The following is a 26,415-nucleotide window of genomic DNA, read 5'->3' as shown; positions in this document are numbered from 1 at the left end:
GCGGTATTTCAAAAAACCCTCTGTAAACCTATTGTCCAGTAAGCACCCAGCGTACTAGAGTTGCCCTGTCCTCATCGGATAACTGTGACTGCGGCGGCATTGGGATTGCCCCCCACACTCCTGAGCCCCCATTTTTGACCTTAGCCATGAGCTTATCTTGAGCCCCACTTTGCCCTTTATATTTCGCTGCAATATCTGCAATCGATGGACCAACCAATTTGGCATTAGGTGCATGGCATGCAGAGCAGTTTTCATTCTTAAACAGCGCTGCTGGGCCCTTTGTGCTTGCTGCATGGGTATCGGCGGCATGCGCCAGCCCTTCCCCTGAAGTGCCGGGCAACTTATCAAGCGGCGGCTTGGTTGAATCTGATCCACGATATGGGCCATAGAGACGATTTTGCTCTGCAATATTGCCATGGGCATTTCTGGCGAAGTCCGGAAGAGTAGATCCAACTTGCACAAACTTTACGCAATTAGTCATACAAGATGAGCCATTAACATCTGGCTTGCCATTAACACTCCAGAAACCATGATTTCGCGTCATACCATTGCGATTCGGCATCCTCTTCTGCACATCCGCAATATTGGCATTGCTCAGCACAAAATCATCCGGAACAATTTCTCCTAAGCTCAAAATAAATGCAACTAATGCATAAGTATCATCCGGCGTTAAGGATCTTGGGGCATTCCAAGGCATTGCACGATAGATGTAGTCCCACAAAGTAGAAACCGTTGGCACCTTCATCAAGGTAGTGCGTTGAGGCTGCTTACGATCGGCCAACGAGGCAACTCTGCCGGCCTTCACATCATCTACAGTGGTTCCACCTGCGATCGGAGTAAAGATCTCATTAGACTCACCGAAGACGCCATGACAACTTGCGCACTTAGCTTCCCAAATTACCTGACCCTGCTGAACCGAGCCAGATCCTTTTGGCAAGCCTTTAAAGTCTGGACGCACATCAATATCCCAAGCCATTACCTCTGCCGGTGTGGCGTTGCGGCCGATGCCAGGAAACTTAGTAGAGCCCTGAGTACTTTGTGCAAATGAAACCTGAGCAGTCAATACAGCGAGACTTAATACACTCAAGCGAGCAATAAAATTAACCGACTTGAACATTGCTCACCTCACCATTTGAATCCAATTTCCAAGACTGAATTGCATTGTTGTGATAAATCGAGCGATTACCCCTGACATCACGCAACACCTTGATAGAGGGCTGAATGTAACCGGTATCGTCCACTGCCCTTGATTGCAAGATTGCGGGCGAACCATCCCACACCCAATCAATATTGAAACGAGTAATTGATTTTGTAAGAACTGGCGTCTCTAAGCGCGCCATACGCCAGTTATTGCCGCCATCAAAAGAAACATCCACGCGCTTAATCTTGCCTCGACCAGACCAAGCCATACCGCTGACGTTGTAGAAACCTTTATCCAACAATTGCTGGCCGCCAGAGGGTGTAGTAATAACCGATTTGCATTCTTGGATGGATGCGTACTGACGATGCATGCCATCTGGCATGAGCTCAATATAGTGAACTGCCTCATCCTTAGCATTCCAAGGCATATCGCCAACCTCTAAGCGACGCAACCACTTCACCCAGCTGACACCCTGTACTCCAGGAACAACTAGGCGTAATGGGAAGCCATTTTCCGGGCGCAACATTTCGCCATTCATACTCCAGGCAACAATCGTGTCATCCAGGCAGCTTTCCAGATTGATGGTGCGCGTCATCCCAGAACCGTCGCCACCCTCGGCAAGCAAGAACTTACCTTTTTTCAGATCAGCGCCACACTCTTCAAGCAATACCTTGAGTGGAACGCCTGTAAATTCACAGCAAGACAACATGCCATGGGTGTACTGCACGGTTGGCACAGCAACGTTACCCCACTCCAATCCAGTATTGGCACCACACTCAATAAAGTGTGTGCGAGAAACCGAAGGCAATCTCATTAAATCATTCATCGTAAAGACGCGAGCGTTCTTCACCATGCCGTTCACCATCAGTCGGTGGGTTTCAGGGTTTAGGTTGTACCAACCTTGGTGATGACGTTCAAAATGCAAACCATTTGGAGTAATAGTGCCGAATAATCCTTGCAGCGGAGTAAATGCAACAGAAGCTGCAGAGACGCGTGTTAAGCCAGGGGATTCACGGCGGATGAGATTAGATTCATAGATCGATGGCACACCATAAGGCATAGTTGCAACGTTCTTGCCTAAAGTAGTTTGCCACTCCTGCTTCTCTAGAATTGCCGGATCACCTTCTCCAGCAGCAAAAGCCATTGGGGCAGCCAAGCCAGCAGCCGCACTGCCGATAGCCGATAAAAAACCTTTACGCAAGAAGCCACGGCGCGTTTCATCCAGGCCATTTGAATTGATATCAGCAATCAACTCTTGAGAGATAAAGTGCTCCGGCGCTTTCACCAAGCGAGCTCTATTTACTGGCCTCTCAACGGCAGAGACTTCCTCAGCGCTCAGTTCAATTTGCTTCTTAGTCATTTGACCTCTGCTTCACAAGTTAACCAATTAAAATTAATGAATACTCTCAGCAATCTTTGCGCAGACTGTCTGACACATCTCTACCGTTGCGTTATCTGCAATCGAGTAATAAACCGTTACACCTTCTTTTCGCCTCATGAGAATTCCAGCTTTATGAAGAGCCAGCAAATGCCTTGATACATTGGCTTGGCTTGTTCCGCACATCTCCACAACCTCGGTAACAGATTTTTCACCACTGCAAACTGCATACATGATGCGTAAACGTGCTGGCTCAGAAAGAACATTGAAATAAGCTGCTACCTGAGAAAAGACCTTCTCCATCTGTTTTGGAGATAAGTTTTTGGTCGCTTTTTGAACCTTTGCCTTCATGGAGCCCATTTGTATGAATATATGCGTATGAATGCATATTTAACGCTCATGTCAAGCAAGTTCATATAGTGGGTTACCCTGACCGGATCTAAAGATACAATCAATTGATGGATATCGAGGCCCTCCTTCTCTCCTTAAAGCTAGCTATATGGACCTTGGTCCTAATCCTCCCTTTTGGAGTCTGGGTAGCTCATTCGCTCCAAAATATGGGCAAAAGCAGGTCATGGATCGAAGCTTCGCTTGCCCTACCTTTAGTTCTCCCTCCTACGGTATTGGGTTATTACCTACTCGTAGGTCTCGGAGGAAAAACAATTTTGGGAATCCCATTGGTGTTTTCCTTTACGGGAATCTTAATTGCCTCTTTGATTGTCAATTTGCCATTCGCCATCCAGCCAATACAGCGTGCTTTCGAGGCGATTAATCCTGAAATTCGGGAGGCAGCTCAAGTTAGCGGTCTATCGAAATGGCAGATCTTTCGTTTGATTGAGTTGCCTCTTGCTTGGCGAGGCATTACTAGCGCAGCCGTTCTTACCTTTGCGCATACCCTTGGAGAGTTTGGTGTGATTCTCATGGTTGGTGGCGCAATCCCAGGGGAAACTAAAACAGTATCGATCGCGATTTATGACAAAGTGCAAAGCTTTGATACCTCTGGTGCCGGCATGCTTTCGTTGATATTACTTTGCACCTCCCTTGTGGCGATAGCACTTTCCTATGGCCTCTTTGGTCGCAGCCCATCGCATGCTAATCGGTGGAGTCGCTAATGCTTAAAGTAAAACTCTCCCAAATCAACCCAAATCCTTTGCAACTCAATATTGAATGCATTCCTGGAGAATTGCATGCCTTAGTGGGCCCCTCTGGTAGCGGTAAAACAACCGCCTTGCGAACAATCGCCGGTTTAAATAATGCCGATACTGGAAAAATTGAATGCGATGGCAAGCTCTGGTTTGAAGCAAACGAAGTGAATGGGATTACCACTTCACTCAGCCCTGCTAATCGCTCATGTGGGTTCTTATTTCAACAGTACGCACTATTTCCCCACCTTACAGCGCTTGAGAACGTTTGCATTCCTTTGCATAACAGCGTCAATGGTCTTGCCAACCGGAATGCATTAGCCCAACAATGGTTAGACCGCATGGGAATCGGCGAGTTGGCCAAGCGCATGCCTAGTCAGCTTTCGGGCGGTCAGCAACAACGAGTTGCACTTGCTAGAGCATTAGCGCGATCCCCAAAAATACTATTGCTGGATGAACCCTTCTCTGCAATTGATGCCCCTACTCGTCAAGGTCTTTACAAGACGCTAGCTGAACTTCGCAAAGATTTGAATATCCCTATTCTGCTGGTCACTCACGATCTAAGGGAGGCTGATCTATTGGCAGATCGCATCACCGTGATCGACCAAGGCGTGGGACTACAAACAGCACCGCCGCAAGTTCTGTTTGAAAGACCCAGAAACTCGCGGGTTGCAGAACTAGTGGGTATTAGCAATAAGTTTGAAGGCGTCTTTTCAGCTGGAAAACTCAGTTGGAATGGGTGCCAACGCATCTTCAACGTGGTCGATAAGGGCAAGATCCCGCCAAATACACCTGTTGCTTGGGTCATTCCCGCTGACGGCATTAGCCTTCATGTGACTTCTAGCCCAACATCGATTGAGGCTCAGGTTGAGCAGATTAGCGCAATAGGACAAATTGCCGTTATCCAACTTCGTACATCTGAAGGCAATCATGCCATTACTTGGGAAGCCTCTGCTGCAGAGGTTAAGCGACTTGTCTTAGATGCTGGCAAAGAGGCGCATCTTGAAATTGATAGTAGCAAGATTCACATCATGCCTTTGCGCCCGATTAATGACCCCCGTCGCTTTGCTAACTAAGAAGGCAATTACTTTCTAGCAACAAGCCCTAGAAGAGCAGACATACCAGTGTGTCTTGGACCCTCAGAAAGTTCTTTCTCGTAACTCACAAGTTCGAGTATTTCAAACTCTTTGGCAAGATCTCCAATCAACTCTTCTGTGTAGAGATGCTCTATAAGAGATGGTCCTCCTGTTTTGTAATCCAGCTGCTTAGGGGTATAACCCTGTAGAACGAATAAGCCACCAGGTTTCGTCGCCCTGTAAGCTTGCTGAAAGATTCTGGCACGCATTGCTGGATCAGCAAACTGAATAAAGATGCCAATGACTGCATCATAAGTATTTTCTTGCCAAGAAAAACTGTCTGTATCTGAAAAGGAGTAATCCACTTTCACATGATTTTCTTGGGCGAACTGCTTTGCTTTAGCTAGCGCAATATCGGATGCATCAAATCCCACAACCTGCATGCCTTGTTTGGCAAGCCAGACTCCGTTACGCCCCTCGCCATCGGCGATACACAAGACTTTATCCATTGGCTTGAGATATTGCTTGGCCTTATCTACAAGATACTCATTGGGCTCTTTGCCAAAAATGAACTCTTCTTTATCGAAGCGTTCATTCCAAAATTGGGTAGCGTCAGAAAAACTCATTCGCGTTTATTCGCTTTATTTAGTTTTTTGACTTACTTCTTTAGGCCGCCAACCAAATCATTTTTGAGATCGTTGATATTTTCAAGGCCAACTGCAATGCGTACCAAGCCATCCGAGATACCGGCGGCTTTACGGGCCTCAGGAGTCACACGGCAATGTGTTGTTGTAGTCGGATGAGTAATCGTTGTGCGAGTGTCGCCTAAGTTTGCCGTAATCGAACAAAGCTTCGTTTGATTGATGAGTTTGAACGCTGCCTTCTTGCCACCCTTTAAGGTGAAAGACACAATCGCACCACCCTCTTTTTGCTGGCGCATTGCCAAAGCGTGCTGAGGATGGGATTTAAGACCGGGATGGTAAACCCGCTCTACTCCAGATTGTTTCTCCAGCCATTGCGCCAAGGCGAGCGCATTCTGACTCTGCTGCTTCATACGAAGCTCTAGAGTCTCCAGGCCCTTAAGGAATACCCAGGCATTGAATGCAGATAGCGTTGGTCCTGCGGTACGAACATATGGGAAGACTTTCCCCATGATGAAATCTTTGCTGCCCACAATTGCTCCACCCACCACTCGACCCTGCCCATCCAAGTACTTGGTGGCCGAATGAATCACAACATCAGCGCCGAGTGTTAATGGTTTTTGCAGGGCTGGCGTGCAGAAGCAGTTATCCACCGCAAATAAAGCGCCGGCCTTCTTCGCTATTTTTGAGATCGCCTTAATGTCTGCGATCTCAGTCAAAGGATTGGAAGGCGTCTCAAGATAGAACAGCTTAGTATTTGGCTGCACAGCAGCCTGCCATGACTTGGTATCGGCCAAATCAGCGTAAGTTGTTGTGATCCCAAAACGACCCAAGATATTGGTGAATAGTTGAATCGTTGCACCGAATACTGAGCGTGAACAAACAACGTGATCTCCTGCTTGCAGATGCGCCATTGCCATCGTCAGAATGGCAGACATTCCGGAAGCGGTCGCGATACATGCTTCACCGCCCTCTAAGGCGGCCAAGCGATCCTGGAACATGCTTACCGTTGGATTAGTAAAGCGAGAATAAATAAAGCCTTGATCGGCATGCGCAAAACCATCAGCCGCCAACTCTGCACTATCAAAGCAAAAGCTAGAGGTCAGGAACATCGCCTCTGAGTGCTCTTGATACTCAGCAGTACGACGTGTACCAGCGCGAACCGCTAAGGTCTCAAGCGCCAACTTAGAAAAATCGGGTTTTTTGCGTGTGGTTTTACTCTTCATGCCGCTATTTTGACACCGAATTGAGGATTTGCCTCTTTCAAGGCAAAATCCTGTCGCTTTTTAGTCTTCGGTAGCCAAATGCAGGTGGAGCTGTGAACGAGCAAAATCGCTCGAATCCTTTTGGCGATCCGCCTTAGCAGCAGAGGTATTTCTGGCAGCCTCTAAAGCATCTAAATAAGACTCGGTGATGTCACCTGTGACATAGAAACCGTCAAAACAAGAAGCCTCAAAGTTTTTGATGTCGGGATTAACATCCCTTACCGCCTGCTTCATATCTTCAATGCTTTGATAGATCAACTGATCAGCACCAATCATCTTATTGATCTCTTCATCAGTGCGGCCATAGGCGACTAATTCGCTACGGGTTGGCATGTCAATGCCATAGACATTTGGGAAGCGCACTGGTGGTGCAGCAGATGCAAAGATCACTTTCTTGGCACCAGATTCACGCGCCATCTGCACAATCTCAAATGAGGTAGTTCCACGCACAATGGAGTCATCCACAATTAAAACCGTCTTATCTTTAAATTCAATCCGCATAGCATTGAGTTTTTGACGAACAGACTTCTTGCGAACAGCTTGCCCTGGCATGATGAAGGTGCGGCCAATGTAACGATTCTTAAAGAAGCCTTCACGGTAATCCACGCCCAAGTTCTTTGCTACCTGCATCGCTGCTGGACGACTGGAATCCGGAATCGGCATCACAACATCGATTTCATCGACATTCGTTTCCCTGCGAATCTTCTCAGCCAAGTAATCACCCATACGCATACGTACGTTGTAGACAATCAAGCCGTCAATAATGGAGTCTGGACGGGCCATGTAGACATATTCAAAAATACAAGGGGTTAACACTGCATTAGGCACACATTGACGTGAATAGAAATTGCCATCCAAGTCGATATAAATTGCTTCGCCTGGATGAACGTCGCGGACAAACGTAAAGCCTAAACCTTCAAGCGCCACAGACTCAGATGCAATCATCCACTCAGGACCCTGAGGTGTATCGATACGGCCAATACACAGTGGACGGATACCATACTGATCGCGGAAGGCCAGTAAACCATAACCCGCTATCAAAGAAACTACTGCATACGAGCCTTTAACGCGATTGGTTACACCAGTAACGGCGTTAAACATCGCGCTCTCATCTAGCGCCGCGCTATTGGTTTCCTTTTGAAGTTCATCAGCCAAAACGTTAAGCAATACTTCAGTATCAGAGCTGGTATTAATGTGGCGACGGTCACGATAGGCCATCTCAACGCGCAAGCTAGGTGCATTCGTTAGATTACCGTTATGCGCCAAGATAATGCCGTAAGGTGCGCTCACATAAAAAGGTTGCGCTTCTTCTTCGCTACTTGCAGAGCCTGCTGTTGGGTAGCGCACTTGGCCAATGCCAGCGTTACCAACCAAGCTACGCATATTGCGAGTTCTAAAAACATCTCGTACCAAACCATTGGCTTTATGCATCGTGAACGAATTACCATTCATCGTTGCAATGCCTGCCGCATCCTGTCCGCGATGCTGCAAAAGCAGCATCGCATCATAGAGGAGTTGATTTACTGGTGAGTGGGAAACAGTTCCGACGACGCCGCACATATCTCTAGATTCCTATTGTTAATTTAGGAGTAATGGTAGGGGTAACTTTAGGCATTGCATCACCTAATTGTTTTGCCCAGTCGGCAGGAAGCCAACCTTTAATTAAACCGGTTGCCATATCAATTGCTGGCCTAGTAATAGCATTCTTCCAGGCCATACTTTGAGGAATGGGTGTGAGCGCAGCTAAAGTAGCCAGCACCACTATGACTAAGCCGCCACGAATCACACCGAATATCAAACCCAAGAAACGGTCAGTCAAACTAAGGCCTACTGACAAAATAATTTTCTGTACCACTCCACCAAACAAACCACAGATGATGAGGGTTAATACAAACAAAATGATGAAGCTCATACCAAGGCTCAGTAGTTCATCTAGATGAAATGTCGAGAGCCACTCGGTTGAGAGGTAATTGCTGTAGTGATAAGCAACCCAAGCAGCTGCGAACCAAGAGGCTAAGGCAAGAACCTCTTTAAATAAACCACGTGAGATACCCACCAAGGCAGAAACCAAGAGCACTACTAGGGTGAAGTAATCCACCGATGTTAGTTTGAGGGTGGATAGGTATTCCATTACTGCTTACCGGATTCGACGAGTCTTGGTGCGAGACCCATCGCCTTAATTTTCTTTTCAGCCGCTTCTGCTGCATCTTTATCGGTATAAGGCCCTGCGCGCAATACATACAGCTTTGTGCCATCACTACCCGTCTTATTTAAGACGTAGTTAGGAATCTTTTGATCTTTGAGTTTTGCAATCCAACCTTTAGCACGCTCTTCTGAAGCAAAGGCGCCAATCTGAATAACGTACTTACCCGAACCCGCAGCGCTAGGCTTGGGAGCATCTTCTGTCTTGGGTTTTGTCTCAGCTTTAGGACTTGCTGCAGCAACCACCTCTTCACCTGCAGCCAAACCTAAGGCGCCAGACTTATTAACTGCCGGCGCTGCTGGTTTAGTGTCTGCCTTAGTTTCTACTTTTACTTCTGGCTTAACTTCTGGCGCGGGTGCAGCGGCAACTTTAGAAGCCTCTTTAGCAGAGTCAGCAGGCGCTTGTGCCTTCGGCTTTTCTTCGGTCTTAGGTTCCGTACCAGGAATCGGTAGGCTAGTAACGATGCTTACAGCAATGTCATTGGGTGCAGACTTTGGCTTGTTATCCAAAATACGCGGCAAGCCAATAACAGCAATTAATACGAGGACAGCAGCGCCAATCAAACGATGGCGCGCTCTTTGTTGTTCAGGATCTTCTGTAAGGGCAAGTTCTTCGGCTTCTGCTGCGCGCTGAAAACTGCGAGGGGATGCTCGTTTAGCGGTGCGACTACCCCTTGAGCCGATTTCAAGGTCATCAGACTGGGTTTTTCGCTTAAAAAAGCTTGGTAAACGAATCATGGATCAGTGGGCCTGGTTGTTTCGGTAAGTCATTACGCCTGCAACGGTATAGAAGGATCCGAAGGTGACAATTCTATCACCCTCACCCGCCAAAGATAGCGCTTTTTGATACGCCAAAGCAGGTTCTGGGAAGCATTCAATCCCCCCATCTGCCCCATTTTTTGGCTTTACACCCATAGATTCAAGCTTCTCAGCTAGAGCCTTAGCACTGGCAGCTCGGGGGGTCGGTAAATCGGTACAAAACCAGAAATCCACGATATTCAAAAGGGGTTTAATCACCCCCTCAATATCCTTATCAGCCATAGCCCCAAAAATGGCATAGGTGTAAGGGTGATACCCCATCTTATCGAGCCCCTGAGCTAAGGTAGCCGCAGCATGGGGGTTGTGAGCAACATCCAACACCACGGTGGGCTGACCCGGCAATACCTGGAATCGGCCTGGCAGCTCAACCAAAGCAAAGCCATTACGAATATCCTGGGCACTCACTGGCAAACGCTGATGTAAGGCCATTAAGGCGGCTATTACTGCCGATGCATTCAGAATCTGATTGGCGCCCCGCAGCGCTGGGTACCCAAGCCCACTAAAGCGCTTCTTGCGCCCAGCCCAACCCCATTGCTGTTTATCACCTTGGAAGTTGTAATCACGCCCCTGTAACCAGAGGTCACAACCCAGCTTTTCAGCATAATCAATGAGTGACTGCGGCGGCACAGGATCGCCACACACCGCAATATGTCCTGGACGGAAAATGCCAGCCTTTTCTAGACCAATGGCTTCTCGTGTGCCACCCAAAAAATCCGCATGATCAATATCGATACTCGTCACAATGGCGCAATCAGCGTCAACGATATTGACAGCATCTAAACGACCACCCATTCCTACTTCCAATACAACCGCATCCAAATTGGATTTAGCAAACAGATGCATTATGGCTAAAGTGGTGAACTCAAAATACGTTAAGGTCGGCGCATCAACCAGACTAACCCGAGCGTTTTCAACGGCAGCAAAATGCTCCAACAAGAGATTGTCTTTGACATCTTCACCGTTGATGCGAGCACGCTCATTAAATTGAAGTAAATGGGGTGAGGTATGGCAACCGACGCGATAGCCGGAAGACAAGAGAATGCTCTCCAGAAAGGCGCAGGTAGATCCTTTGCCATTTGTACCGGCAACTGTAATCACCGGGCAATCAAAATGCAGATCTAATGCAGCCTTCACACGATTGATGCGCTCAAGCCCCATATCTATACCAACGGGGTGAGCAGTTTCAAGGTGGCTAAGCCAAGCCTCTAGGCTAGAAAATACTATGGGGGTTTGGTGTGCTGAGCTCAAGCGCTTAAACGACTGCGCTACCCGCTATCGCAGGCTCAGGAAGCTTTTGCAACAAAGCGAGTAGGCGCGCAATTTCACCGCGCATCTGACGACGATCAACAATCATGTCAATGCCACCCTTTTGCATTAGGAACTCAGACCTCTGAAATCCTTCTGGTAACTTTTCACGAACAGTTTGTTCAATCACACGTGGGCCAGCAAAGCCAATTAACGCTTTTGGTTCAGCCATCACCACGTCACCCATAAAGGCGAAGCTCGCAGAAATACCACCCATGGTTGGGTCGGTGAGAACGCTGATATAAGGCAGGCCTTTTTTTGATAGCAAGGTCAACATCGAGTTGGTCTTGGCCATTTGAAAAAGCGATAACAAACTTTCTTGCATACGTGCTCCGCCAGTAGCGGTGACGCAAATGAAGGCACACTTCTTATTGATTGCTTCTTGTACGCCGCGAGCAAATCGCTCACCAACTACAGAACCCATTGAGCCGCCCATGTACTGGAATTCAAAACAAGCAGCGACAACCGGAATGGCTTCAATCTTGCCGCCCATCACGATCAAGGCTTCAGACTCACCAGAAGCATCATTTGCTTCTTTAATACGATCTGAGTATTTTTTAGAGTCTTTAAATTTCAGCGGATCAATTGGATAGATATCAGCACCGATTTCATAACGGCCTTTTTCATCCAATAAACTATCTAAGCGAAGACGTGCTCCGATGCGCATGTGATGACTGCATTTTGGGCAAACTGATAAATTGGCTTCAATGTCTGTGCTGTACAGAACAGTTTCACAACCGGGACACTTAACCCACAATCCCTCAGGTACTGACTTGCGATTTGCAGGATCAGTATGTTGAATTTGGGGTGGGAGTAATTTATCTATCCAGCTCATTAGTTTTTAACTATCCAATGCGTCGCGAATCTCACGAATGAAGGTTTCCAGTGATTGTACCGCCTGCCCAGGGGGCGTATCCTCTAAAAGACGAATAATTCGGCTGCCAATCACAACCGCATCAGCACTCACCGATACTGCCTTGGCACTAGCTGCATCGCTAATTCCAAAGCCAACAGCAATCGGAATATCCGTCTCTTCACGAATTTTTGGGATGATGCTGGCCACATCTTGAGTATTGAGGTTAGAACCGCCAGTAACCCCTCTCATAGAGACGTAATAGATATAACCAGAAGCTATTTTGGCCGCTTCTTTAATGCGCTCATGTGATGAGGTGGGTGCCAATAAGAAAATCGGATCAATGCCAGCAACGCGCATGTGGGCCGCAAAGTCCACGCATTCTTCTGGCGGGTAATCAACCACTAAAACACCATCGACTCCAGCAGCCTTCGCTTCGATTGCAAAACGCTCTGCCCCCATTTGCTCGACTGGGTTTGCATAGCCCATCAAAACAACAGGTGTATTAGCATCCTTCTTGCGGAACTCTTTCACCATCTCCAGGCAGCTGTGCAAAGTCACCCCTTGCGTCAATGCACGCTCCGATGATCTCTGAATCACAGGACCATCGGCCATTGGGTCTGAAAACGGTACACCTAGTTCAATCACACTTGAACCACCGCGAACCAACGCATGCATGAGTTCAACCGTTTGCGTAGGATCTGGATCGCCAGCAGTAATAAAAGGAATCAATCCTTTTTTACCTGTTGCTTTTAGCTCCTTGAAGAGCGCAGTAATTTTTGACATAACTCTTTCTTAACCTTCTGAACCAGTTGCCTGAGCAACGGTATGCATATCCTTGTCACCTCGGCCAGAGAGATTGACCAAGATGGTTTTATCTTTTGGCAAAGTTTTGGCTAGCTTGCAAGCATAGGCAATAGCATGTGAAGACTCAAGTGCAGGAATGATGCCTTCAATCTGGCAGCAATCATGGAATGCTTGAAGCGCCTCTTCATCTGTAATCGCCACATAGTCTGCGCGACCAGAATCTTTTAACCATGCATGCTCAGGGCCAACACCTGGGTAGTCCATACCAGCAGAAACAGAATGCGTTTCAGAGATCTGGCCATTCTTATCTTGCAATAAATAAGTACGGTTGCCGTGCAACACACCAGGCGTCCCAACGCAAAGCGCTGCTGAATGCAAACCACTTCCCAAGCCATGTCCCGCAGCCTCAACACCAACAAGCTTTACTTCCGGGAAATCGATATATGGATAGAAAATGCCCATCGCATTTGAGCCACCACCAACACAAGCCAAAACATAGTCAGGTTGATGACCAGTCATCTCCGGCATCTGTACTTTGCACTCTTCACCAATCACACTTTGAAAATCTCTGACCATCATTGGATAAGGATGAGGGCCAGCAACGGTGCCAATGATGTAGAAGGTGTTATCCACATTGGTAACCCAATCGCGCATCGCCTCATTGAGGGCATCTTTCAAAGTCTTAGTACCAGATTCCACCGGAACCACTTTAGCGCCAAGCAACTTCATACGGAATACGTTCTGCGCCTGACGAGCCACGTCCACGGAGCCTTGATAGACTGTGCAATCAAGGCCAAAACGAGCGCAGATCGTTGCGGTAGCAACACCGTGCTGCCCAGCCCCTGTCTCAGCAATAATGCGGGGCTTGCCCATACGCTTAGCCAGCATCGCCTGACCAATCACGTTATTAATCTTGTGTGCGCCTGTGTGATTTAAATCTTCACGCTTCAAATAGATTTGTGCACCACCGAGCATTTCACTCCAGCGCTTAGCGTGATACACCGGTGAGGGCCTGCCAACAAAGTGCTTGAGCTCGTAATGGAACTCTTCAATGAATTCTGGATCGTATTGATACTTTGCATAAGCTTCTTTAAGCTCATCCAAGGCAAACATCAACGTCTCAGAAACAAACACGCCGCCGTAAGGACCAAAGTGTCCTCTTGCATCTGGCTTGTCGTACATAGCTACCTCTTTTGATTTATCTACAGCAAATTATTGGAATGATGATTTCGCATCTGCTGCGCGCACTGCTTGAACAAATTGAGCCATGAGCGCAGGGTCTTTAACACCCCTGCTGCTTTCTACGCCACTGCTGACGTCAACCGCGCAAGGATGCAGGCGTGCAATCGCCTCGCCCACGTTGTGCGTGTTCAATCCACCACTCAAAACGACCCGAGGCGCGTTTTCGCTTACCCATGTCTGTGGAATTCCTTGCCAATCAAAAGGAACGCCTCCGCCACCATATCCCTCAACGAGGGCATCCAGCAGAAAAGCGTTTGCATCCCCATATTGTAGGGAAAAATCATCAAAAGCGAAGCCAGCTCCTACACGAGCAGCCTTCATCCAGGGTTCGCCTGCGGCAAGCTGGGCACAGCGTTCTGGGGACTCATCCCCATGAAACTGCCATAAGGTAATCGAGGCAGCAGCCCGAATAGCAGCAAATTCCTCATCCGTAGGGTTGACAACCAGTCCAACGGCATCAACCCCTGCTGGAAGTCTAGAAATGAGCTGGGCAGCGATATTAGGGCTTACAGCACGGACGCTGGGCGGATAAAAGACAAAGCCAATCGCATCCACCCCTGCAGAAACCGCAAAATCCACATCAGCCGAGCTCTTTAAGCCGCAGATTTTGACCCTAGTTCGGCCCGGAGAGTATGTCAGTAAACCCATAAATGAATGATAAAGCCAAGGGCTCCTTATTTCTTGTGTTTCCCGATAAGCTCATTAGGCAACCAGGAGTTTTCCAACCAAGGCTGCGGGATAGCAAATTCGTCTGGGTAAGTGATTTTGGCCAAATACAAGCCATCCGCCATAAAGGTGGGAGCCGCAATTTGCCGATTCTTAGCGGCCAATACTTCTGACATCCATTCCGGGCCTTGCCTGCCCTGGCCAATCTGCAGAAAACAACCGACGACATTTCGGATCATGTGGTGCAAAAAGGCATTGCCCTGAATTCGGAAATATAGCCATGGTTGCTCGGCAATAATCTCAATGGAGTAAATCGTTTTCACTGGCGTTTTACTCTGACACTCGGAAGAACGGAAAGAGCTGAAGTCGTGTTCGCCAATCAAGCACTCAGCTGATTTTTTCATAGCCTCTACATCAAGCCAATGGTTTGGAGGCACCAGCAAGTAACCTGCGCGCGAGTGAGACATCGGTGAACGACAAGGTCCCGCTTGCAAAGCATAAATATATTCACGCTCATAAGCAGAGAAGCGCGCACTGAATTCATCGGAAACTGGCTTAGCCCAATTCACCACAATGGATGGGGGCAGGAATGAGTTCACTCCCCTTACCCATGAAAAGTCTTCACGCACAACATTGGTATCAAAGTGCACAACCTGCCCTAAGGCATGAACACCAGTGTCGGTTCTACCCGCAGTAATGGTATGGATAGGCTGCTCTTTGCAAGCCTCCTCACCAACAAAAGCGGATATGGCTTTTTCTAATTCGTCCTGTACCGTGTTGTGCTTGACCTGCGTTTGCCAGCCTGAATATGGGCTGCCATCATATTGAAGGCCAAGGGCTATACGCATGATCAGGTATTGCGGTGCGAGATCTCTGCCAACAAGCCTTGCGCTTCAATGGTGACCGCTGGATCAACAGAATTACTGATACGAAGCACTTCTTCAATCGACTTTTTAGCAGCAGTGAAATCTTCAATCGTAATGTAAGCGCGCGCTAGATTCAATTTGACGCGCAGGGTATCCGTCAGAGGATTCGCTACCGGAATAGCAATGATTGATGGCACCTCTTTTGCAGGCTTTGAAAGATCAAGATCAATACCATCAAACAATGCCTTTGCACGAGCTGGCATTTCAAAATGAGAGCTGGTAGGAGGTTTCTCATTTTTAGCAACATGATGTGTATCCGCATGAAAACTCGGCGCTTCTGAACGGCGCGCGTTTCGAGCTAAACCCCAGAGCAATAAACCAGTCAATCCAATTAAGGCAACCGCCAAGATCGCTGGCCCGAAGCCACCTAAGCCAAAGTTGTTATCGACCGCTTTCTTCTCCTTAGATTTATCCAAGAGTCTTTGCAAGTCAGCAATATTCTTTTCTAGCTCAGCAACCCGAGCTTTAGTCTGCTCCAACATCTTCTCTTGGGCTACCAACTCTTCTGTGTAGCGACGTTCTTGATCGCTGCCATCAGCACTTGAGCCAATCTTCAAGCGATCTTTAGCTGATGCTTCGGTCGTTTTGATATTCGTAGATTTGATAGCGCCTGGGGCGCCATCTTTTTCACCACGTTCTTGACGCCATTGTTCGTTAGCATCTGCAACAAACTGATTTGCCTCTGCCGGGCTAATAGAACGCAGCAGCGCCTGACTTGGTTTGGTTAATTCTGCTCCGGCTGCCAAGCGATTGATGCTACCACTAGCAAATGCATCCGGATTGGCTTTGTACAAAGCCATCATGGTTTGATCTAGGGTTGCACCATCCAACTGAGGCACCATGATGGCGGCAATTTCAGATAAAGACTGCCCCGGCTTCACGGTGAGCTTTTGTACATCACCAAGCAATAATGTGAATGTCTTAGTAAGGCTGCCGCTAGACCAATTGAGATTAACCAATACATCCAAGAAGGGATCATCAGTCATCGGCACAGAATTAACTGTCTCCACCAACACCATAAGTTGCTCTTGACGGTTGCGATACACCATCGCCTGCGGATTGAGATCAAGAATCTTTTGGGAAATACCTAAACGCTCATAAGCTGCCTTATTAGGCATTGCCACATTGAGGCTGGATAAAGTGCCCTGCTCATCTGCTCCAACTCGAACTGGAATCTCCACACGCAGTGGCTCGCCAGGGCGGGACTGCAGCTGCGGAGCACCTAAGCTAATCGCTCCAGCTAAAGACGACCAACCAAGCAGCACAACACAAAGTAGCTTTAAGCCTTGTTGGCCAATACGACACATAACCGGTAGATTACTTCTCAAGCAGAATGCGAAGCATGCGGCGCAATGGCTCAGCAGCACCCCACAAAAGTTGGTCGCCAACAGTGAATGCGCCTAAAAAGTCTGGGCCCATTGCCATCTTATGCAGACGGCCGATAGGCACAGTCAATGTACCGCTGACTGCTGCGGGAGACAAATCACGCTCAGTAGTTTCACGATCATTGGGAATTACTTTTACCCACTGATTATCTGCAGCCAAAATCGCCTCGATCTCTTTCAGCGGGATATCTTTTTTGAGCTTCACAGTCAAACCCTGTGAATGGCAACGCATTGCGCCAACGCGTACACACAGACCATCTACCGGAATGCTGCCAGGCGTGCGGAATGCTGGACGGCCCAAGATCTTATTGAACTCAGCTCCGCCCTTCCACTCTTCTTTAGTTTGACCATTCTCAACAGGTACGTCGATCCAAGGAATCAAGCTACCGGCTAAAGCAGTGTTACGGAAATTTTTCTTAGGGAAATCGGAGGAACGCAATGTCTCGGTAACCTTACGATCAATATCTAAAATCCATGACGAGGGATCTGCTAATTCACTAGCAACGCTGTCACGCAATGCGCCCATTTGTAGGAGCAACTCACGCATGTTCTGCGCGCCAGCACCAGAAGCCGCCTGGTATGTCATGGCGCTAATCCACTCAACCATATCGGCCTTTACCAAGCCACCCATGGCGATCATCATCAAGCTCACAGTACAGTTGGCGCCAATCCAATTTTTGCCGCCAGCAGCCAAGGCCTTATCAATCACTGAGCGATTGACTGGATCCAAAATTAATACGGCGTCATCTTTCATGCGTAATGCACTAGCTGCGTCAATCCAATGGCCATTCCAGCCTGTAGCACGAAGCTTAGGGAAAATATCATTGGTGTAGTCACCGCCTTGGCAAGTCAAGATGATGTCGCAGCGTGAGAGCGCCTTAATATCATTAGCATCTTGCAAAGTGCTTTCACTCTTGGATACTTTTTGACCATTGAGCAAAGGCACCTCTCCGCCCGCTTGGCTGGTACTAAAAAATACGGGCTCGATCAGATCGAAGTCTTTTTCAGCGAGCATGCGCTCCATGAGAACGCTGCCAACCATACCGCGCCAGCCAACTAAACCAACCAAAGGTGTTTTTGAATTTGCCATGATCAACTATCTAGTAAATGTGATTGTTTTGCTTTTATTTAAATTCTTACGCAAGCGCTGCAACAACAGCATCGCCCATTTCAACGGTAGACACTTTTGTCGTGCCTTCTGTATAGATGTCCGCTGTACGTAAACCTTGAGCCAATACCTTTTGCACTGCCTTTTCAATACGATCAGCCTCAGCAGGCATGCCTAATGAATAACGCAACATCATTGCAGCAGACAAAATCGTTGCCAATGGGTTGGCGATACCCTTACCAGCAATATCTGGCGCAGAACCATGGCTTGGCTCATATAAGCCCTTATTGTTCTTGTCCAAAGAAGCAGATGGCAACATGCCAATAGAACCAGTCAACATAGCTGCCTCATCAGACAAGATGTCACCAAACAGATTGCCGGTCACCACCACATCAAAGGCCTTAGGCGCCTTGACCAATTGCATCGCTGCGTTATCCACATACATATGGGATAACTCAACATCTGGGTAGTCCTTGGACACTCGAATCATCACTTCACGCCAAAGCTGTGAAGTCTCCAAAACGTTTGCCTTATCTACGCTGCAAACTTTCTTGCCACGCTTGCGTGCCGCTTCAAATGCAACGCGACCAATGCGCTCTACCTCAGGCTCGCTGTAATGCATGGTGTCAAAGCCTTCGCGCGCACCTTTAAATAAAGGTAACTCTGAAGTACGAATGCCGCGTGGCTGACCGAAATATATATCGCCATTGAGCTCACGCACAATCAAAATATCCAAGCCGCCAATGATTTCTGGCTTGAGACTTGATGCAGCTGTAAGTTCTGGGTAGCAAATGGCAGGCCTGAAGTTAGCAAACAACTCGAGGTGTTTACGTAAACCCAAGATGGCTTGTTCAGGTCGCAGTTCGCGAGCAAGGGTGTCGTACTTCCAATCACCTACCGCGCCAAACAAAATGGCATCTGCTTTTTTAGCAAGCTCTAAGGTGGCTGGCGGCAAAGGATGCCCAGCGACATCATAAGCTGCTCCACCTACAGGAGCTTCTTCTAAATCAAACTTAGGACCAAGCGCTTGAAGCACTCGAACAGCTTGAGCAACGATTTCCGGGCCGATACCATCGCCCGGTAGAACTGCAATTTTCATGAAAGACCTTTAAATCAACGAAATTACGGCAATTGTGTCGCAAGCCAAGGCATTTTTAGGATGCGCTCGGCTTCATAAGCCTTGATTTTATCTGCATGTTGCAGGGTTAGGCCAATATCGTCTAAGCCGTTAAGAAGGCAATACTTCCTAAAGGGGGCCACTTCGAAGCTATAAGCAGTGCCATCAGGTGCAATAACCTGCTGCGCTGCTAGATCAATTGTTAATTGATAGCCATTAAATGCTTGGGTTTCATTAAAAAGATGATCCACCTGCATTTCAGTCAAAACAATCGGCAAAACACCGTTTTTGAAGCAGTTGTTGTAGAAGATATCTGCAAAGCTAGGGGCAATCACGGCTCTAAAGCCAAATTGATCCAAGGCCCAAGGAGCATGCTCACGAGAGCTGCCACAACCAAAGTTTTTACGAGCCAGCAAGATACCGGCCCCTTTGTAGCGCACTTGATTGAGTACAAAGTCTGGATTGATGGGGCGTGTACTGCAATCTTGACCAGGCTCACCATGATCTAGGTAACGCCATTCATCAAACAGGTTTTGACCAAAGCCAGTCTTCTTAATGGATTTCAGAAACTGCTTCGGAATAATGGCATCGGTATCCACGTTCTCGCGATTAAGCGGAGCAACTAAACCTTTGTATACCGTAAATTTTTCCATGATTCGACTTTTACTCTATTTGCTCTAATGATTTACTTCACAGGAGTAACGACAACGTCCTTACCCTTAGTCTGAGATTGATTGTTTTGTGTGTTGCTTGATCCGCCCATGGAGGTTCCCATGTTCTGCAAGTCTTTACCAACACCTTCCATGGTGCTGCTACAAGCAGAAATGATGAGGCCCGCTAGACCAACGATAGCTAACCTGGCAATAAGAGAGATAGATGAAAACTTCATGCTTGATTACCTCTATGAAATCTTACGAACGTCAACAAAGTGACCTTCAATTGCTGCAGCAGCTGCCATTGCAGGACTGACTAAATGTGTGCGCCCGCCATTACCTTGACGACCTTCGAAGTTACGATTCGATGTTGATGCGCAACGCTCTCCAGGCTCCAAGCGATCAGCATTCATCGCCAAGCACATAGAGCAACCAGGTTCACGCCATTCAAAACCGGCGGCCTTGAAAATACGGTCCAGACCTTCACGCTCGGCTTGCGCCTTTACCAAACCAGAACCAGGAACAACTAAAGCCAACTTCACATTAGCGGCAACTTTCTTACCCAAACGATCAACCACCTTAGCGGCAGCGCGCATATCTTCAATACGGCTATTGGTGCATGAGCCGATAAACACTTTATCCACAGAAATACTGCTCAGTGGAGTGTTCGGGGTGAGGTTCATGTACTCCAAAGCACGCTCCATTGCTGAGCGCTTGTTTGGATCACGTTCTTTTTCTGGATCGGGAACACGATCACTGATAGCCAGCACCATTTCTGGTGAAGTACCCCAGGTCACTTGCGGCGCAATCTCTTCCGCACGCAGCTCCACTACAGCATCAAACTTCGCATCTGGATCTGAATGCAAGGTTCTCCAATACTGCAAGGCTTGCAACATCGCCGGGCCCTTAGGTGCGTATGGGCGACCTTGAATATATTCAATCGTTGTTTCATCTACAGCAACTAAACCAGCGCGGGCACCAGCTTCAATCGCCATATTACAAATAGTCATGCGACCTTCCATAGAAAGGTTGCGAATCGCTTCGCCAGCAAACTCAATGGTGTAGCCCGTGCCACCAGCAGTACCAATCTTGCCGATCACTGCTAATACGATGTCTTTAGCAGTAGATCCTGGCTGCAATCGACCATCAACACGCACTAGCATATTCTTACTCTTCTTCATGAGCAAGGTTTGGGTTGCCAATACGTGCTCGACCTCAGAAGTGCCGATACCAAATGCCAAAGCACCAAAGGCGCCATGCGTACTGGTATGAGAGTCACCGCATACTACAGTCATGCCAGGCAAAGTAGCGCCCTGCTCAGGCCCAATGACATGCACAATCCCTTGGCGGGTATCGTTCATTTTGTATTGAGTAATGCCAAAGGCATCGCAGTTTTGATCCAGGGTATCGACTTGCAACTTGGATATCGGGTCAGTGATACCTTCAGAGCGATCAGTCGTTGGTACGTTGTGATCAGAAACTGCCAAATTAGCGGAGATGCGCCAAACTGGACGGCCAGCCAAATTCAAACCTTCAAATGCCTGAGGACTAGTTACCTCATGAAGCAACTGACGATCGATATAAATGGTGGCTGTGCCATCTTCTTCAGAGTAAACAACGTGGTCATCCCACAATTTGTCATAAAGCGTACGAGACATGAGAGACCTTAAATACCTTATTTACGAACTGAGATGTTCGGAACCTTGCGAGTTGTTTCGCCAACGTATAACTGACGTGGACGACCAATTTTGTACTCAGGATCAGTAATCATTTCTTCCCACTGAGCAATCCAACCTACTGTTCTTGCCAAGGCAAAAATACAGGTGAACATTTCTGTTGGGATACCTAAAGCACGTTGCACGATGCCTGAATAGAAGTCTACGTTTGGATAGAGCTTACGGCTCACAAAATAGTCATCTTCCAAGGCAATCTTCTCGAGAGTCATTGCCAACTTGAACAATGGATCATCTTGCAGGCCGAGCTCATTCAATACCTCGTAGCAAGTTTCACGCATCAACTTTGCACGTGGGTCAAAGTTTTTGTATACACGGTGACCAAAGCCCATCAAGCGAACGCTTGAGTTCTTATCTTTTACTTGAGCGATGAAATCATGAATCTTATCTACGCCGCCATTAGCTTGAATTTCATTCAACATTTGCAAGCAGGCTTCGTTTGCACCACCGTGTGCTGGACCCCAGAGGCAAGCAATACCCGCAGAGATAGCGGCAAATGGATTTGTACCAGACGAACCGCACAAACGCACTGTAGAAGTAGAAGCGTTTTGCTCATGATCTGCATGCAATGTGAAGATGCGATCCAAAGCACGAACCAACACTGGGTTTACTTTGTACTCTTCACATGGTGTTGCAAACATCATGCGCATAAAGTTAGCGGTGTATGACAACGAGTTATCTGGATAGATAAATGGCTGACCTACAGAATATTTATAAGCCATCGCGACCAAAGTTGGCATCTTCGCAATCAAACGAATCTGTGCTACTTCGCGTGCTTTAGGCTGACTGTAATCAATCGCATCATGGTAGAACGCAGCCATTGCACCAACCAAGCCTGTTAATACCGACATTGGATGCGCATCGCGGCGGAAACCGCGCAAGAAGAATTGCATTTGCTCATGAACCATTGTGTGGTGCATGACCATTTCATCAAAAGCTTTCTTCTCAGTGGCATTTGGCAATTCGCCATTGATCAGGAGGTAACAAACTTCCAAGAAGTCACAGTTATTTGCCAAATCTTCAATTGGGTAACCGCGATAGAGCAACTCACCCTTATCGCCATCGATATAGGTAATTTTGCTATTGCATGACGCAGTAGATAAGAAGCCTGAATCGTAAGTGAACTTTCCAGTCTGACCATAAAGCTTACGAATGTCGATTACATCAGGACCCACTGTCCCTTTATAAATTGGCAGATCAATATCTGGTGTTCCATCCGAAAACGAGAGTTTTGCCTTGATGTCCGATTCAATCATTTCTAATCCTTAGTCATTCAAAAATATGATTAATACACTATTCAATCATGCGTCCTTACTGCTACTGCACCAAAATGCTGAATTACTTCTCTCTCAGCCTTTGTAAAACTATCTTGAAAGAGTCTGTTTGCATCTCTTTCTCCAGGCTGGCTACAGAATCTTTACGACCTATCAATAAATCCATTAAATCGTTGTCATCTAAAGCTAATAACCGGCTTAAAACTGTTCCATCTTCTACGTTTAATTGAGAGCCATATCGCTCAAAGAAACGTTGCAGAATTAAATCGTTCTCTAGCAAGCCCCTACGAGCATCACTCTTTAGACGATATAACTCCGCATTTCCGAGGATCATACTGCCCTACGAACCATCAACTCCTTGATCTTGCCAATTGCCTTCGTTGGGTTCAAGTGCTTAGGACAGACGTCTACGCAATTCATAATGGTGTGGCAACGGAATAAACGGTACGGATCTTCCAAGTTATCCAAACGCTGATTAGTATCTTCATCACGGCTATCCGCAATAAAGCGATAGGCCTGTAACAAACCAGCTGGGCCCACAAACTTATCAGGATTCCACCAGAAAGATGGGCATGAAGTTGAGCATGATGCGCATAGGATGCACTCATATAAACCGTTCAACTCTTCACGCTCTTCTGGACTCTGGAGGCGCTCTTTTTCTGGAGCTGGATTGTCATTAACTAAGTAAGGCTTGATAGACAAATACTGCTTGAAGAACAAAGTCATATCGACGATCAAATCACGCACTACTGGCAAGCCAGGCAATGGGCGCAATGTGATGACCTTAGGCAAGGTCAACATATTGGTCAAACAAGCTAAGCCATTTTTACCGTTGATGTTCATCGCATCTGAACCGCACACACCTTCACGGCATGAGCGACGATAAGAAATCGTTTCGTCTTGCTTCTTCAAAGAAATCAAAGCGTCCAACAACATACGCTCACCAGTGAGTTCTAACTCATAACGTTGCATGCGTGGAGCAGCATCGACATCTGGATCGTAGCGGTAAATTTCGAATATACGGATATCACTCATTTTCTATTTCTCTTCGCTTAGAAAGTACGTTCTTTAGGAGGGAAGGACTCTACAGTCAGAGGCTTTAATACAACCGGCTTGTAAGTCAAACGATTACCTTCGCTATACCAAAGGGTATGCTTCATCCAATTCTCATCATCGCGCTCTTGGTGGTCATCATGAGAATGTGCACCACGGCTTTCTTTACGGGCTGCCGCAGAAATCATCGTTGCATTTGCAGTTTCGACTAAGTTAGCCACTTCCAAAGCTTCAATACGTGCTGTATTGAAAATCTCGGACTTGTCCTTAACCCATAAGTGCTTAGCGCGCTCTGTCAATTTAGCCATTTGACGAACACCCTCGTCCATCAGCTCTTGATTGCGGAATACACCAGCATATTTCTGCATGCACTTACGAATATCGTTTGCAACGTCTTGAGCATATTCACCAGAAGTCGAATTGTCCAAGGCAGCAATACGTGCCAAGGTTTGCTCACCAGCATTTGCAGGTAACGGTTTAAATTCGCGATCCTTAAGATTCAAACCAACAATATGGTTACCAGCCGCGCGACCGAATACCAAAAGGTCGAGTAATGAGTTGGTACCTAAGCGGTTCGCACCGTGTACGGATACACATGAACACTCACCAATCGCATACAAACCATTGACGATTTCATTGTGGATGCCATTAGCTGGAACAACCACTTGACCATTGATGTTCGTTGGAATACCGCCCATCTGATAGTGAATCGTAGGCACTACTGGAATTGGCTCCTTAGTAACGTCCACGTTTGCAAAGTTAATACCGATTTCATAAACAGAAGGCAAACGCTTCATGATGGTCTCGGCACCAATGTGTGTCAGATCGAGCACAACATAGTCACCGTTAGGACCGCAACCGCGCCCTTCTTTAATTTCTTGGTCCATACAGCGGGATACGAAATCGCGTGGCGCCAAATCTTTATATGTTGGCGCATAACGTTCCATGAAACGCTCGCCATCTTTGTTACGCAAGATGCCACCTTCACCGCGGCAACCTTCTGTCAACAACACACCTGCACCGGCTACGCCAGTTGGGTGGAATTGCCAGAACTCCATATCTTCCAATGGAATTCCTGCGCGGGCTGCTAGGCCCATACCGTCACCAGTGTTAATAAACGCGTTTGTAGATGCATCCCAAATACGGCCCGCACCACCGGTTGCCAACATCACAATTTTGGCTTCCAAAATATATACCTGGCCTGTTTCCATTTCGAGAGCAGTAACGCCAACAACATCGCCCGCATCATCACGAATCAAATCGAGCGCCAACCATTCAACAAAGAAATTTGTTTTAGCGCGCACATTGCGTTGATACAAGGTATGCAACATTGCGTGACCAGTACGGTCAGCTGCAGCACAAGCGCGCTGTACTGGCTTCTCACCATAGTTTGCTGTGTGGCCACCAAATGGACGCTGATAAATCGTGCCATCTGGGTTACGGTCAAACGGCATACCAAAGTGCTCTAACTCATAAACGACTTTTGGAGCTTCACGACACATGAACTCGATCACGTCCTGGTCACCTAACCAGTCAGATCCCTTGATGGTGTCATAAAAGTGATAGTGCCAATTGTCTTCACTCATATTGCCCAATGAAGCGCCGATACCACCCTGCGCCGCAACCGTATGTGAACGTGTTGGGAATACCTTAGTTAGTACAGCAACATTCAAGCCGGCTTCAGCCAACTGTAATGATGCGCGCATACCGGAACCACCTGCCCCAATAATGACCGCATCAAAACGGCGGCGTGGCAATGATTTTTTAATTGCAGTCATCGAATTACACTTTCCACAAAATTTGAACGGCGTAGGCCGCACAGGCTACGAGATACAAAACAGTTAACACTTGGAGTGTTAAACGAATACTGACCGGCTTGATGTAGTCCATCCAGATATCACGAATGCCAATCCAGGCGTGATAGAACAAGCTGATGAACGCCAACAGCGTTAATAACTTCATGAATTGGTTACTGAACAAAGCAGACCAACCTTCGTAAGTAGCGCTGCCAGTAATGCAATAGTCCACCAACAAAACAATCGTAAATACCACCATCACAATCGCAGTAACGCGCTGAATGATCCATTCTTTAAGGCCGTAATGAGCGCCTACAACTAAGCGCTTTGGTCCAATTTGATAAATAGGCATGAAATTTCCTTAAATGATGTGCGTTTAGTACACGCCGAATAATTTGAGACCCACTACAGCAGTCAAAGCCAAGCCAAGGAACAAAACAACAATGGCTGAACGATTTGCCTCAGACTTCTCTACGCCAATTTCTAAATCGAGCAAGAGGTAACGGATACCAGCACAGAAGTGGTGCAAGAAGCTCCAAATCAAACCAAGGCAAATAATCTTGACTAAAACATTGCCAGTGAAAGCTTGGAATTTTTGGTGGCTCAACTCGGATGCAAGACTTTGATCGAAGAGATACAAAATAAATGGCAACAAGAGGAACATCGCCGCCCCGCTAATGCGGTGAAGAATTGACACTTTACCGGCCCAAGGAAGGCGGTATTTAATCAACTGGGCAAGACCAATATTTCGGTAAACCGGTCTATCTTTTTTTACGTTTTGCTGTGAATCAACCATGGGTAATCTCTATCTTTAGGTGGAGGTTCATTGTGGT

The 26,415-nt window shown here is 47.3% G+C and carries 28 protein-coding genes; 2 read left to right on the top strand and 26 right to left on the bottom strand.

Annotation, left to right across the window (positions count from 1 at the left end; genetic code table 11):
- Positions 1–28: 28 nt before the first annotated feature.
- Genes ICN39_RS06035 through ICN39_RS06025 form a run of 3 tightly spaced genes read right to left on the bottom strand, consistent with a single transcriptional unit; the run spans position 29 to position 2,870 of the window.
- Positions 29–1,117, bottom strand: coding sequence for a c-type cytochrome (locus tag ICN39_RS06035; protein ID WP_216233162.1), 1,089 nt, complete (start codon positions 1,115–1,117; stop codon positions 29–31).
- Complete coding sequence (soxC, locus tag ICN39_RS06030; protein WP_216233161.1) at positions 1,101–2,501, bottom strand: sulfite dehydrogenase; 1,401 nt, start codon at positions 2,499–2,501, stop codon at positions 1,101–1,103. Before soxC ends, ICN39_RS06035 begins: the two co-directional genes overlap by 17 nt.
- 33 nt (positions 2,502–2,534) lie before the next feature.
- The gene (locus ICN39_RS06025; RefSeq protein WP_216233160.1) at positions 2,535–2,870 is read right to left on the bottom strand and encodes a helix-turn-helix transcriptional regulator; all 336 of its coding nucleotides are present in this window, start codon (positions 2,868–2,870) and stop codon (positions 2,535–2,537) included.
- A gap of 107 nt (positions 2,871–2,977) precedes the next feature.
- Between ICN39_RS06025 and modB the strand changes: the two genes are divergently transcribed.
- Together modB and ICN39_RS06015 are read left to right on the top strand one after the other, a co-directional pair.
- Positions 2,978–3,631, top strand: a complete 654-nt coding sequence (gene modB / locus ICN39_RS06020; protein WP_216233159.1) for a molybdate ABC transporter permease subunit — start codon at positions 2,978–2,980, stop codon at positions 3,629–3,631.
- A complete protein-coding gene (locus tag ICN39_RS06015) occupies positions 3,631–4,737 on the top strand; it encodes an ABC transporter ATP-binding protein (protein ID WP_216233158.1) in 1,107 nt (368 codons plus the stop codon). Before modB ends, ICN39_RS06015 begins: the two co-directional genes overlap by 1 nt.
- Before the next feature lie 8 nt (positions 4,738–4,745).
- On the opposite strand, the gene ICN39_RS06010 is transcribed toward ICN39_RS06015, so the two are convergent.
- From ICN39_RS06010 to sdhC, 23 genes are all read right to left on the bottom strand, one after another.
- Positions 4,746–5,363: a bifunctional 2-polyprenyl-6-hydroxyphenol methylase/3-demethylubiquinol 3-O-methyltransferase UbiG gene (locus ICN39_RS06010; protein ID WP_216233157.1), complete on the bottom strand. Its 618-nt coding sequence runs from the start codon at positions 5,361–5,363 to the stop codon at positions 4,746–4,748.
- A gap of 32 nt (positions 5,364–5,395) precedes the next feature.
- Positions 5,396–6,604 carry an O-succinylhomoserine sulfhydrylase gene (locus tag ICN39_RS06005; RefSeq protein ID WP_216233156.1) on the bottom strand — a complete coding sequence of 403 codons (1,209 nt, stop codon included), beginning with the start codon at positions 6,602–6,604 and terminating at the stop codon, positions 5,396–5,398.
- Between the two features lie 60 nt (positions 6,605–6,664).
- The gene (gene purF / locus ICN39_RS06000) at positions 6,665–8,203 is read right to left on the bottom strand and encodes an amidophosphoribosyltransferase (RefSeq protein ID WP_216233155.1); all 1,539 of its coding nucleotides are present in this window, start codon (positions 8,201–8,203) and stop codon (positions 6,665–6,667) included.
- A gap of 4 nt (positions 8,204–8,207) precedes the next feature.
- Positions 8,208–8,774 carry a CvpA family protein gene (locus tag ICN39_RS05995; RefSeq protein ID WP_216233154.1) on the bottom strand — a complete coding sequence of 189 codons (567 nt, stop codon included), beginning with the start codon at positions 8,772–8,774 and terminating at the stop codon, positions 8,208–8,210.
- Positions 8,774–9,583, bottom strand: a complete 810-nt coding sequence (locus ICN39_RS05990; protein ID WP_216233153.1) for an SPOR domain-containing protein — start codon at positions 9,581–9,583, stop codon at positions 8,774–8,776. The genes ICN39_RS05995 and ICN39_RS05990 overlap by 1 nt, the downstream gene beginning before the upstream one ends.
- Before the next feature lie 3 nt (positions 9,584–9,586).
- Positions 9,587–10,912 (bottom strand): bifunctional tetrahydrofolate synthase/dihydrofolate synthase, encoded by a 1,326-nt coding sequence (gene folC / locus ICN39_RS05985; protein WP_216233152.1) that lies wholly within the window; start codon positions 10,910–10,912, stop codon positions 9,587–9,589.
- A 4-nt stretch (positions 10,913–10,916) separates the two neighbouring features.
- Entirely contained in the window at positions 10,917–11,804 is an 888-nt protein-coding gene (accD, locus tag ICN39_RS05980; protein WP_216233151.1) for an acetyl-CoA carboxylase, carboxyltransferase subunit beta, read from the bottom strand.
- Positions 11,805–11,810: 6 nt separating this feature from the next.
- The gene (gene trpA, locus ICN39_RS05975; RefSeq protein WP_216233150.1) at positions 11,811–12,608 is read right to left on the bottom strand and encodes a tryptophan synthase subunit alpha; all 798 of its coding nucleotides are present in this window, start codon (positions 12,606–12,608) and stop codon (positions 11,811–11,813) included.
- 9 nt (positions 12,609–12,617) lie between these two features.
- The gene (trpB, locus tag ICN39_RS05970) at positions 12,618–13,811 is read right to left on the bottom strand and encodes a tryptophan synthase subunit beta (protein WP_216233149.1); all 1,194 of its coding nucleotides are present in this window, start codon (positions 13,809–13,811) and stop codon (positions 12,618–12,620) included.
- 30 nt (positions 13,812–13,841) lie between these two features.
- Positions 13,842–14,519, bottom strand: a complete 678-nt coding sequence (locus tag ICN39_RS05965; RefSeq protein ID WP_216233148.1) for a phosphoribosylanthranilate isomerase — start codon at positions 14,517–14,519, stop codon at positions 13,842–13,844.
- 26 nt (positions 14,520–14,545) lie between these two features.
- Positions 14,546–15,388 (bottom strand): tRNA pseudouridine(38-40) synthase TruA, encoded by an 843-nt coding sequence (gene truA / locus ICN39_RS05960; protein ID WP_216233281.1) that lies wholly within the window; start codon positions 15,386–15,388, stop codon positions 14,546–14,548.
- Positions 15,388–16,770: a FimV/HubP family polar landmark protein gene (locus ICN39_RS05955; protein ID WP_216233147.1), complete on the bottom strand. Its 1,383-nt coding sequence runs from the start codon at positions 16,768–16,770 to the stop codon at positions 15,388–15,390. Before ICN39_RS05955 ends, truA begins: the two co-directional genes overlap by 1 nt.
- Before the next feature lie 10 nt (positions 16,771–16,780).
- Positions 16,781–17,938 carry an aspartate-semialdehyde dehydrogenase gene (asd, locus tag ICN39_RS05950; protein WP_216233146.1) on the bottom strand — a complete coding sequence of 386 codons (1,158 nt, stop codon included), beginning with the start codon at positions 17,936–17,938 and terminating at the stop codon, positions 16,781–16,783.
- A 46-nt stretch (positions 17,939–17,984) separates the two neighbouring features.
- Entirely contained in the window at positions 17,985–19,055 is a 1,071-nt protein-coding gene (leuB, locus tag ICN39_RS05945; protein WP_216233145.1) for a 3-isopropylmalate dehydrogenase, read from the bottom strand.
- A 23-nt stretch (positions 19,056–19,078) separates the two neighbouring features.
- Positions 19,079–19,726, bottom strand: coding sequence for a 3-isopropylmalate dehydratase small subunit (gene leuD / locus ICN39_RS05940; protein WP_216233144.1), 648 nt, complete (start codon positions 19,724–19,726; stop codon positions 19,079–19,081).
- 32 nt (positions 19,727–19,758) lie between these two features.
- Complete coding sequence (locus tag ICN39_RS05935) at positions 19,759–19,962, bottom strand: hypothetical protein (RefSeq protein WP_216233143.1); 204 nt, start codon at positions 19,960–19,962, stop codon at positions 19,759–19,761.
- Between the two features lie 12 nt (positions 19,963–19,974).
- Positions 19,975–21,384, bottom strand: coding sequence for a 3-isopropylmalate dehydratase large subunit (gene leuC, locus ICN39_RS05930; RefSeq protein WP_216233142.1), 1,410 nt, complete (start codon positions 21,382–21,384; stop codon positions 19,975–19,977).
- Between the two features lie 17 nt (positions 21,385–21,401).
- On the bottom strand, positions 21,402–22,715 hold the full coding sequence (gene gltA / locus ICN39_RS05925) for a citrate synthase (protein ID WP_216233141.1): 1,314 nt from the start codon (positions 22,713–22,715) through the stop codon (positions 21,402–21,404).
- An 82-nt stretch (positions 22,716–22,797) separates the two neighbouring features.
- Positions 22,798–23,067, bottom strand: coding sequence for a succinate dehydrogenase assembly factor 2 (locus tag ICN39_RS05920; RefSeq protein WP_216233140.1), 270 nt, complete (start codon positions 23,065–23,067; stop codon positions 22,798–22,800).
- Positions 23,064–23,768, bottom strand: coding sequence for a succinate dehydrogenase iron-sulfur subunit (locus ICN39_RS05915; protein WP_215401263.1), 705 nt, complete (start codon positions 23,766–23,768; stop codon positions 23,064–23,066). Before ICN39_RS05915 ends, ICN39_RS05920 begins: the two co-directional genes overlap by 4 nt.
- 17 nt (positions 23,769–23,785) lie before the next feature.
- Positions 23,786–25,564 (bottom strand): succinate dehydrogenase flavoprotein subunit, encoded by a 1,779-nt coding sequence (sdhA, locus tag ICN39_RS05910; RefSeq protein ID WP_216233139.1) that lies wholly within the window; start codon positions 25,562–25,564, stop codon positions 23,786–23,788.
- 4 nt (positions 25,565–25,568) lie between these two features.
- Positions 25,569–25,934 (bottom strand): succinate dehydrogenase, hydrophobic membrane anchor protein, encoded by a 366-nt coding sequence (gene sdhD / locus ICN39_RS05905; protein ID WP_072582237.1) that lies wholly within the window; start codon positions 25,932–25,934, stop codon positions 25,569–25,571.
- A 24-nt stretch (positions 25,935–25,958) separates the two neighbouring features.
- A complete protein-coding gene (sdhC, locus tag ICN39_RS05900) occupies positions 25,959–26,378 on the bottom strand; it encodes a succinate dehydrogenase, cytochrome b556 subunit (RefSeq protein WP_216233138.1) in 420 nt (139 codons plus the stop codon).
- Between the last annotated feature and the right edge of the window lie 37 nt (positions 26,379–26,415).

It is taken from the genome of Polynucleobacter sp. AP-Reno-20A-A9, from assembly GCF_018882085.1.
Taxonomy (GTDB): Bacteria; Pseudomonadota; Gammaproteobacteria; order Burkholderiales; family Burkholderiaceae; genus Polynucleobacter.
This window is presented reverse-complemented; position numbering and strand designations above follow the sequence as displayed.

What these genes read in the sequence shown, in the direction of transcription:
- ICN39_RS06035 (WP_216233162.1), bottom strand. Translation starts at nt 1,117, where the DNA reads ATGTTCAAGTCGGTTAATTTTATTGCTCGCTTGAGTGTATTAAGTCTC.
- soxC (WP_216233161.1), bottom strand. Translation starts at nt 2,501, where the DNA reads ATGACTAAGAAGCAAATTGAACTGAGCGCTGAGGAAGTCTCTGCCGTT.
- ICN39_RS06025 (WP_216233160.1), bottom strand. Translation starts at nt 2,870, where the DNA reads ATGAAGGCAAAGGTTCAAAAAGCGACCAAAAACTTATCTCCAAAACAG.
- modB (WP_216233159.1), top strand. Translation starts at nt 2,978, where the DNA reads ATGGATATCGAGGCCCTCCTTCTCTCCTTAAAGCTAGCTATATGGACC.
- ICN39_RS06015 (WP_216233158.1), top strand. Translation starts at nt 3,631, where the DNA reads ATGCTTAAAGTAAAACTCTCCCAAATCAACCCAAATCCTTTGCAACTC.
- ICN39_RS06010 (WP_216233157.1), bottom strand. Translation starts at nt 5,363, where the DNA reads ATGAGTTTTTCTGACGCTACCCAATTTTGGAATGAACGCTTCGATAAA.
- ICN39_RS06005 (WP_216233156.1), bottom strand. Translation starts at nt 6,604, where the DNA reads ATGAAGAGTAAAACCACACGCAAAAAACCCGATTTTTCTAAGTTGGCG.
- purF (WP_216233155.1), bottom strand. Translation starts at nt 8,203, where the DNA reads ATGTGCGGCGTCGTCGGAACTGTTTCCCACTCACCAGTAAATCAACTC.
- ICN39_RS05995 (WP_216233154.1), bottom strand. Translation starts at nt 8,774, where the DNA reads ATGGAATACCTATCCACCCTCAAACTAACATCGGTGGATTACTTCACC.
- ICN39_RS05990 (WP_216233153.1), bottom strand. Translation starts at nt 9,583, where the DNA reads ATGATTCGTTTACCAAGCTTTTTTAAGCGAAAAACCCAGTCTGATGAC.
- accD (WP_216233151.1), bottom strand. Translation starts at nt 11,804, where the DNA reads ATGAGCTGGATAGATAAATTACTCCCACCCCAAATTCAACATACTGAT.
- trpA (WP_216233150.1), bottom strand. Translation starts at nt 12,608, where the DNA reads ATGTCAAAAATTACTGCGCTCTTCAAGGAGCTAAAAGCAACAGGTAAA.
- trpB (WP_216233149.1), bottom strand. Translation starts at nt 13,811, where the DNA reads ATGTACGACAAGCCAGATGCAAGAGGACACTTTGGTCCTTACGGCGGC.
- ICN39_RS05965 (WP_216233148.1), bottom strand. Translation starts at nt 14,519, where the DNA reads ATGGGTTTACTGACATACTCTCCGGGCCGAACTAGGGTCAAAATCTGC.
- ICN39_RS05955 (WP_216233147.1), bottom strand. Translation starts at nt 16,770, where the DNA reads ATGTGTCGTATTGGCCAACAAGGCTTAAAGCTACTTTGTGTTGTGCTG.
- asd (WP_216233146.1), bottom strand. Translation starts at nt 17,938, where the DNA reads ATGGCAAATTCAAAAACACCTTTGGTTGGTTTAGTTGGCTGGCGCGGT.
- leuB (WP_216233145.1), bottom strand. Translation starts at nt 19,055, where the DNA reads ATGAAAATTGCAGTTCTACCGGGCGATGGTATCGGCCCGGAAATCGTT.
- leuD (WP_216233144.1), bottom strand. Translation starts at nt 19,726, where the DNA reads ATGGAAAAATTTACGGTATACAAAGGTTTAGTTGCTCCGCTTAATCGC.
- ICN39_RS05935 (WP_216233143.1), bottom strand. Translation starts at nt 19,962, where the DNA reads ATGAAGTTTTCATCTATCTCTCTTATTGCCAGGTTAGCTATCGTTGGT.
- leuC (WP_216233142.1), bottom strand. Translation starts at nt 21,384, where the DNA reads ATGTCTCGTACGCTTTATGACAAATTGTGGGATGACCACGTTGTTTAC.
- gltA (WP_216233141.1), bottom strand. Translation starts at nt 22,715, where the DNA reads ATGATTGAATCGGACATCAAGGCAAAACTCTCGTTTTCGGATGGAACA.
- ICN39_RS05920 (WP_216233140.1), bottom strand. Translation starts at nt 23,067, where the DNA reads ATGATCCTCGGAAATGCGGAGTTATATCGTCTAAAGAGTGATGCTCGT.
- ICN39_RS05915 (WP_215401263.1), bottom strand. Translation starts at nt 23,768, where the DNA reads ATGAGTGATATCCGTATATTCGAAATTTACCGCTACGATCCAGATGTC.
- sdhA (WP_216233139.1), bottom strand. Translation starts at nt 25,564, where the DNA reads ATGACTGCAATTAAAAAATCATTGCCACGCCGCCGTTTTGATGCGGTC.
- sdhD (WP_072582237.1), bottom strand. Translation starts at nt 25,934, where the DNA reads ATGCCTATTTATCAAATTGGACCAAAGCGCTTAGTTGTAGGCGCTCAT.
- sdhC (WP_216233138.1), bottom strand. Translation starts at nt 26,378, where the DNA reads ATGGTTGATTCACAGCAAAACGTAAAAAAAGATAGACCGGTTTACCGA.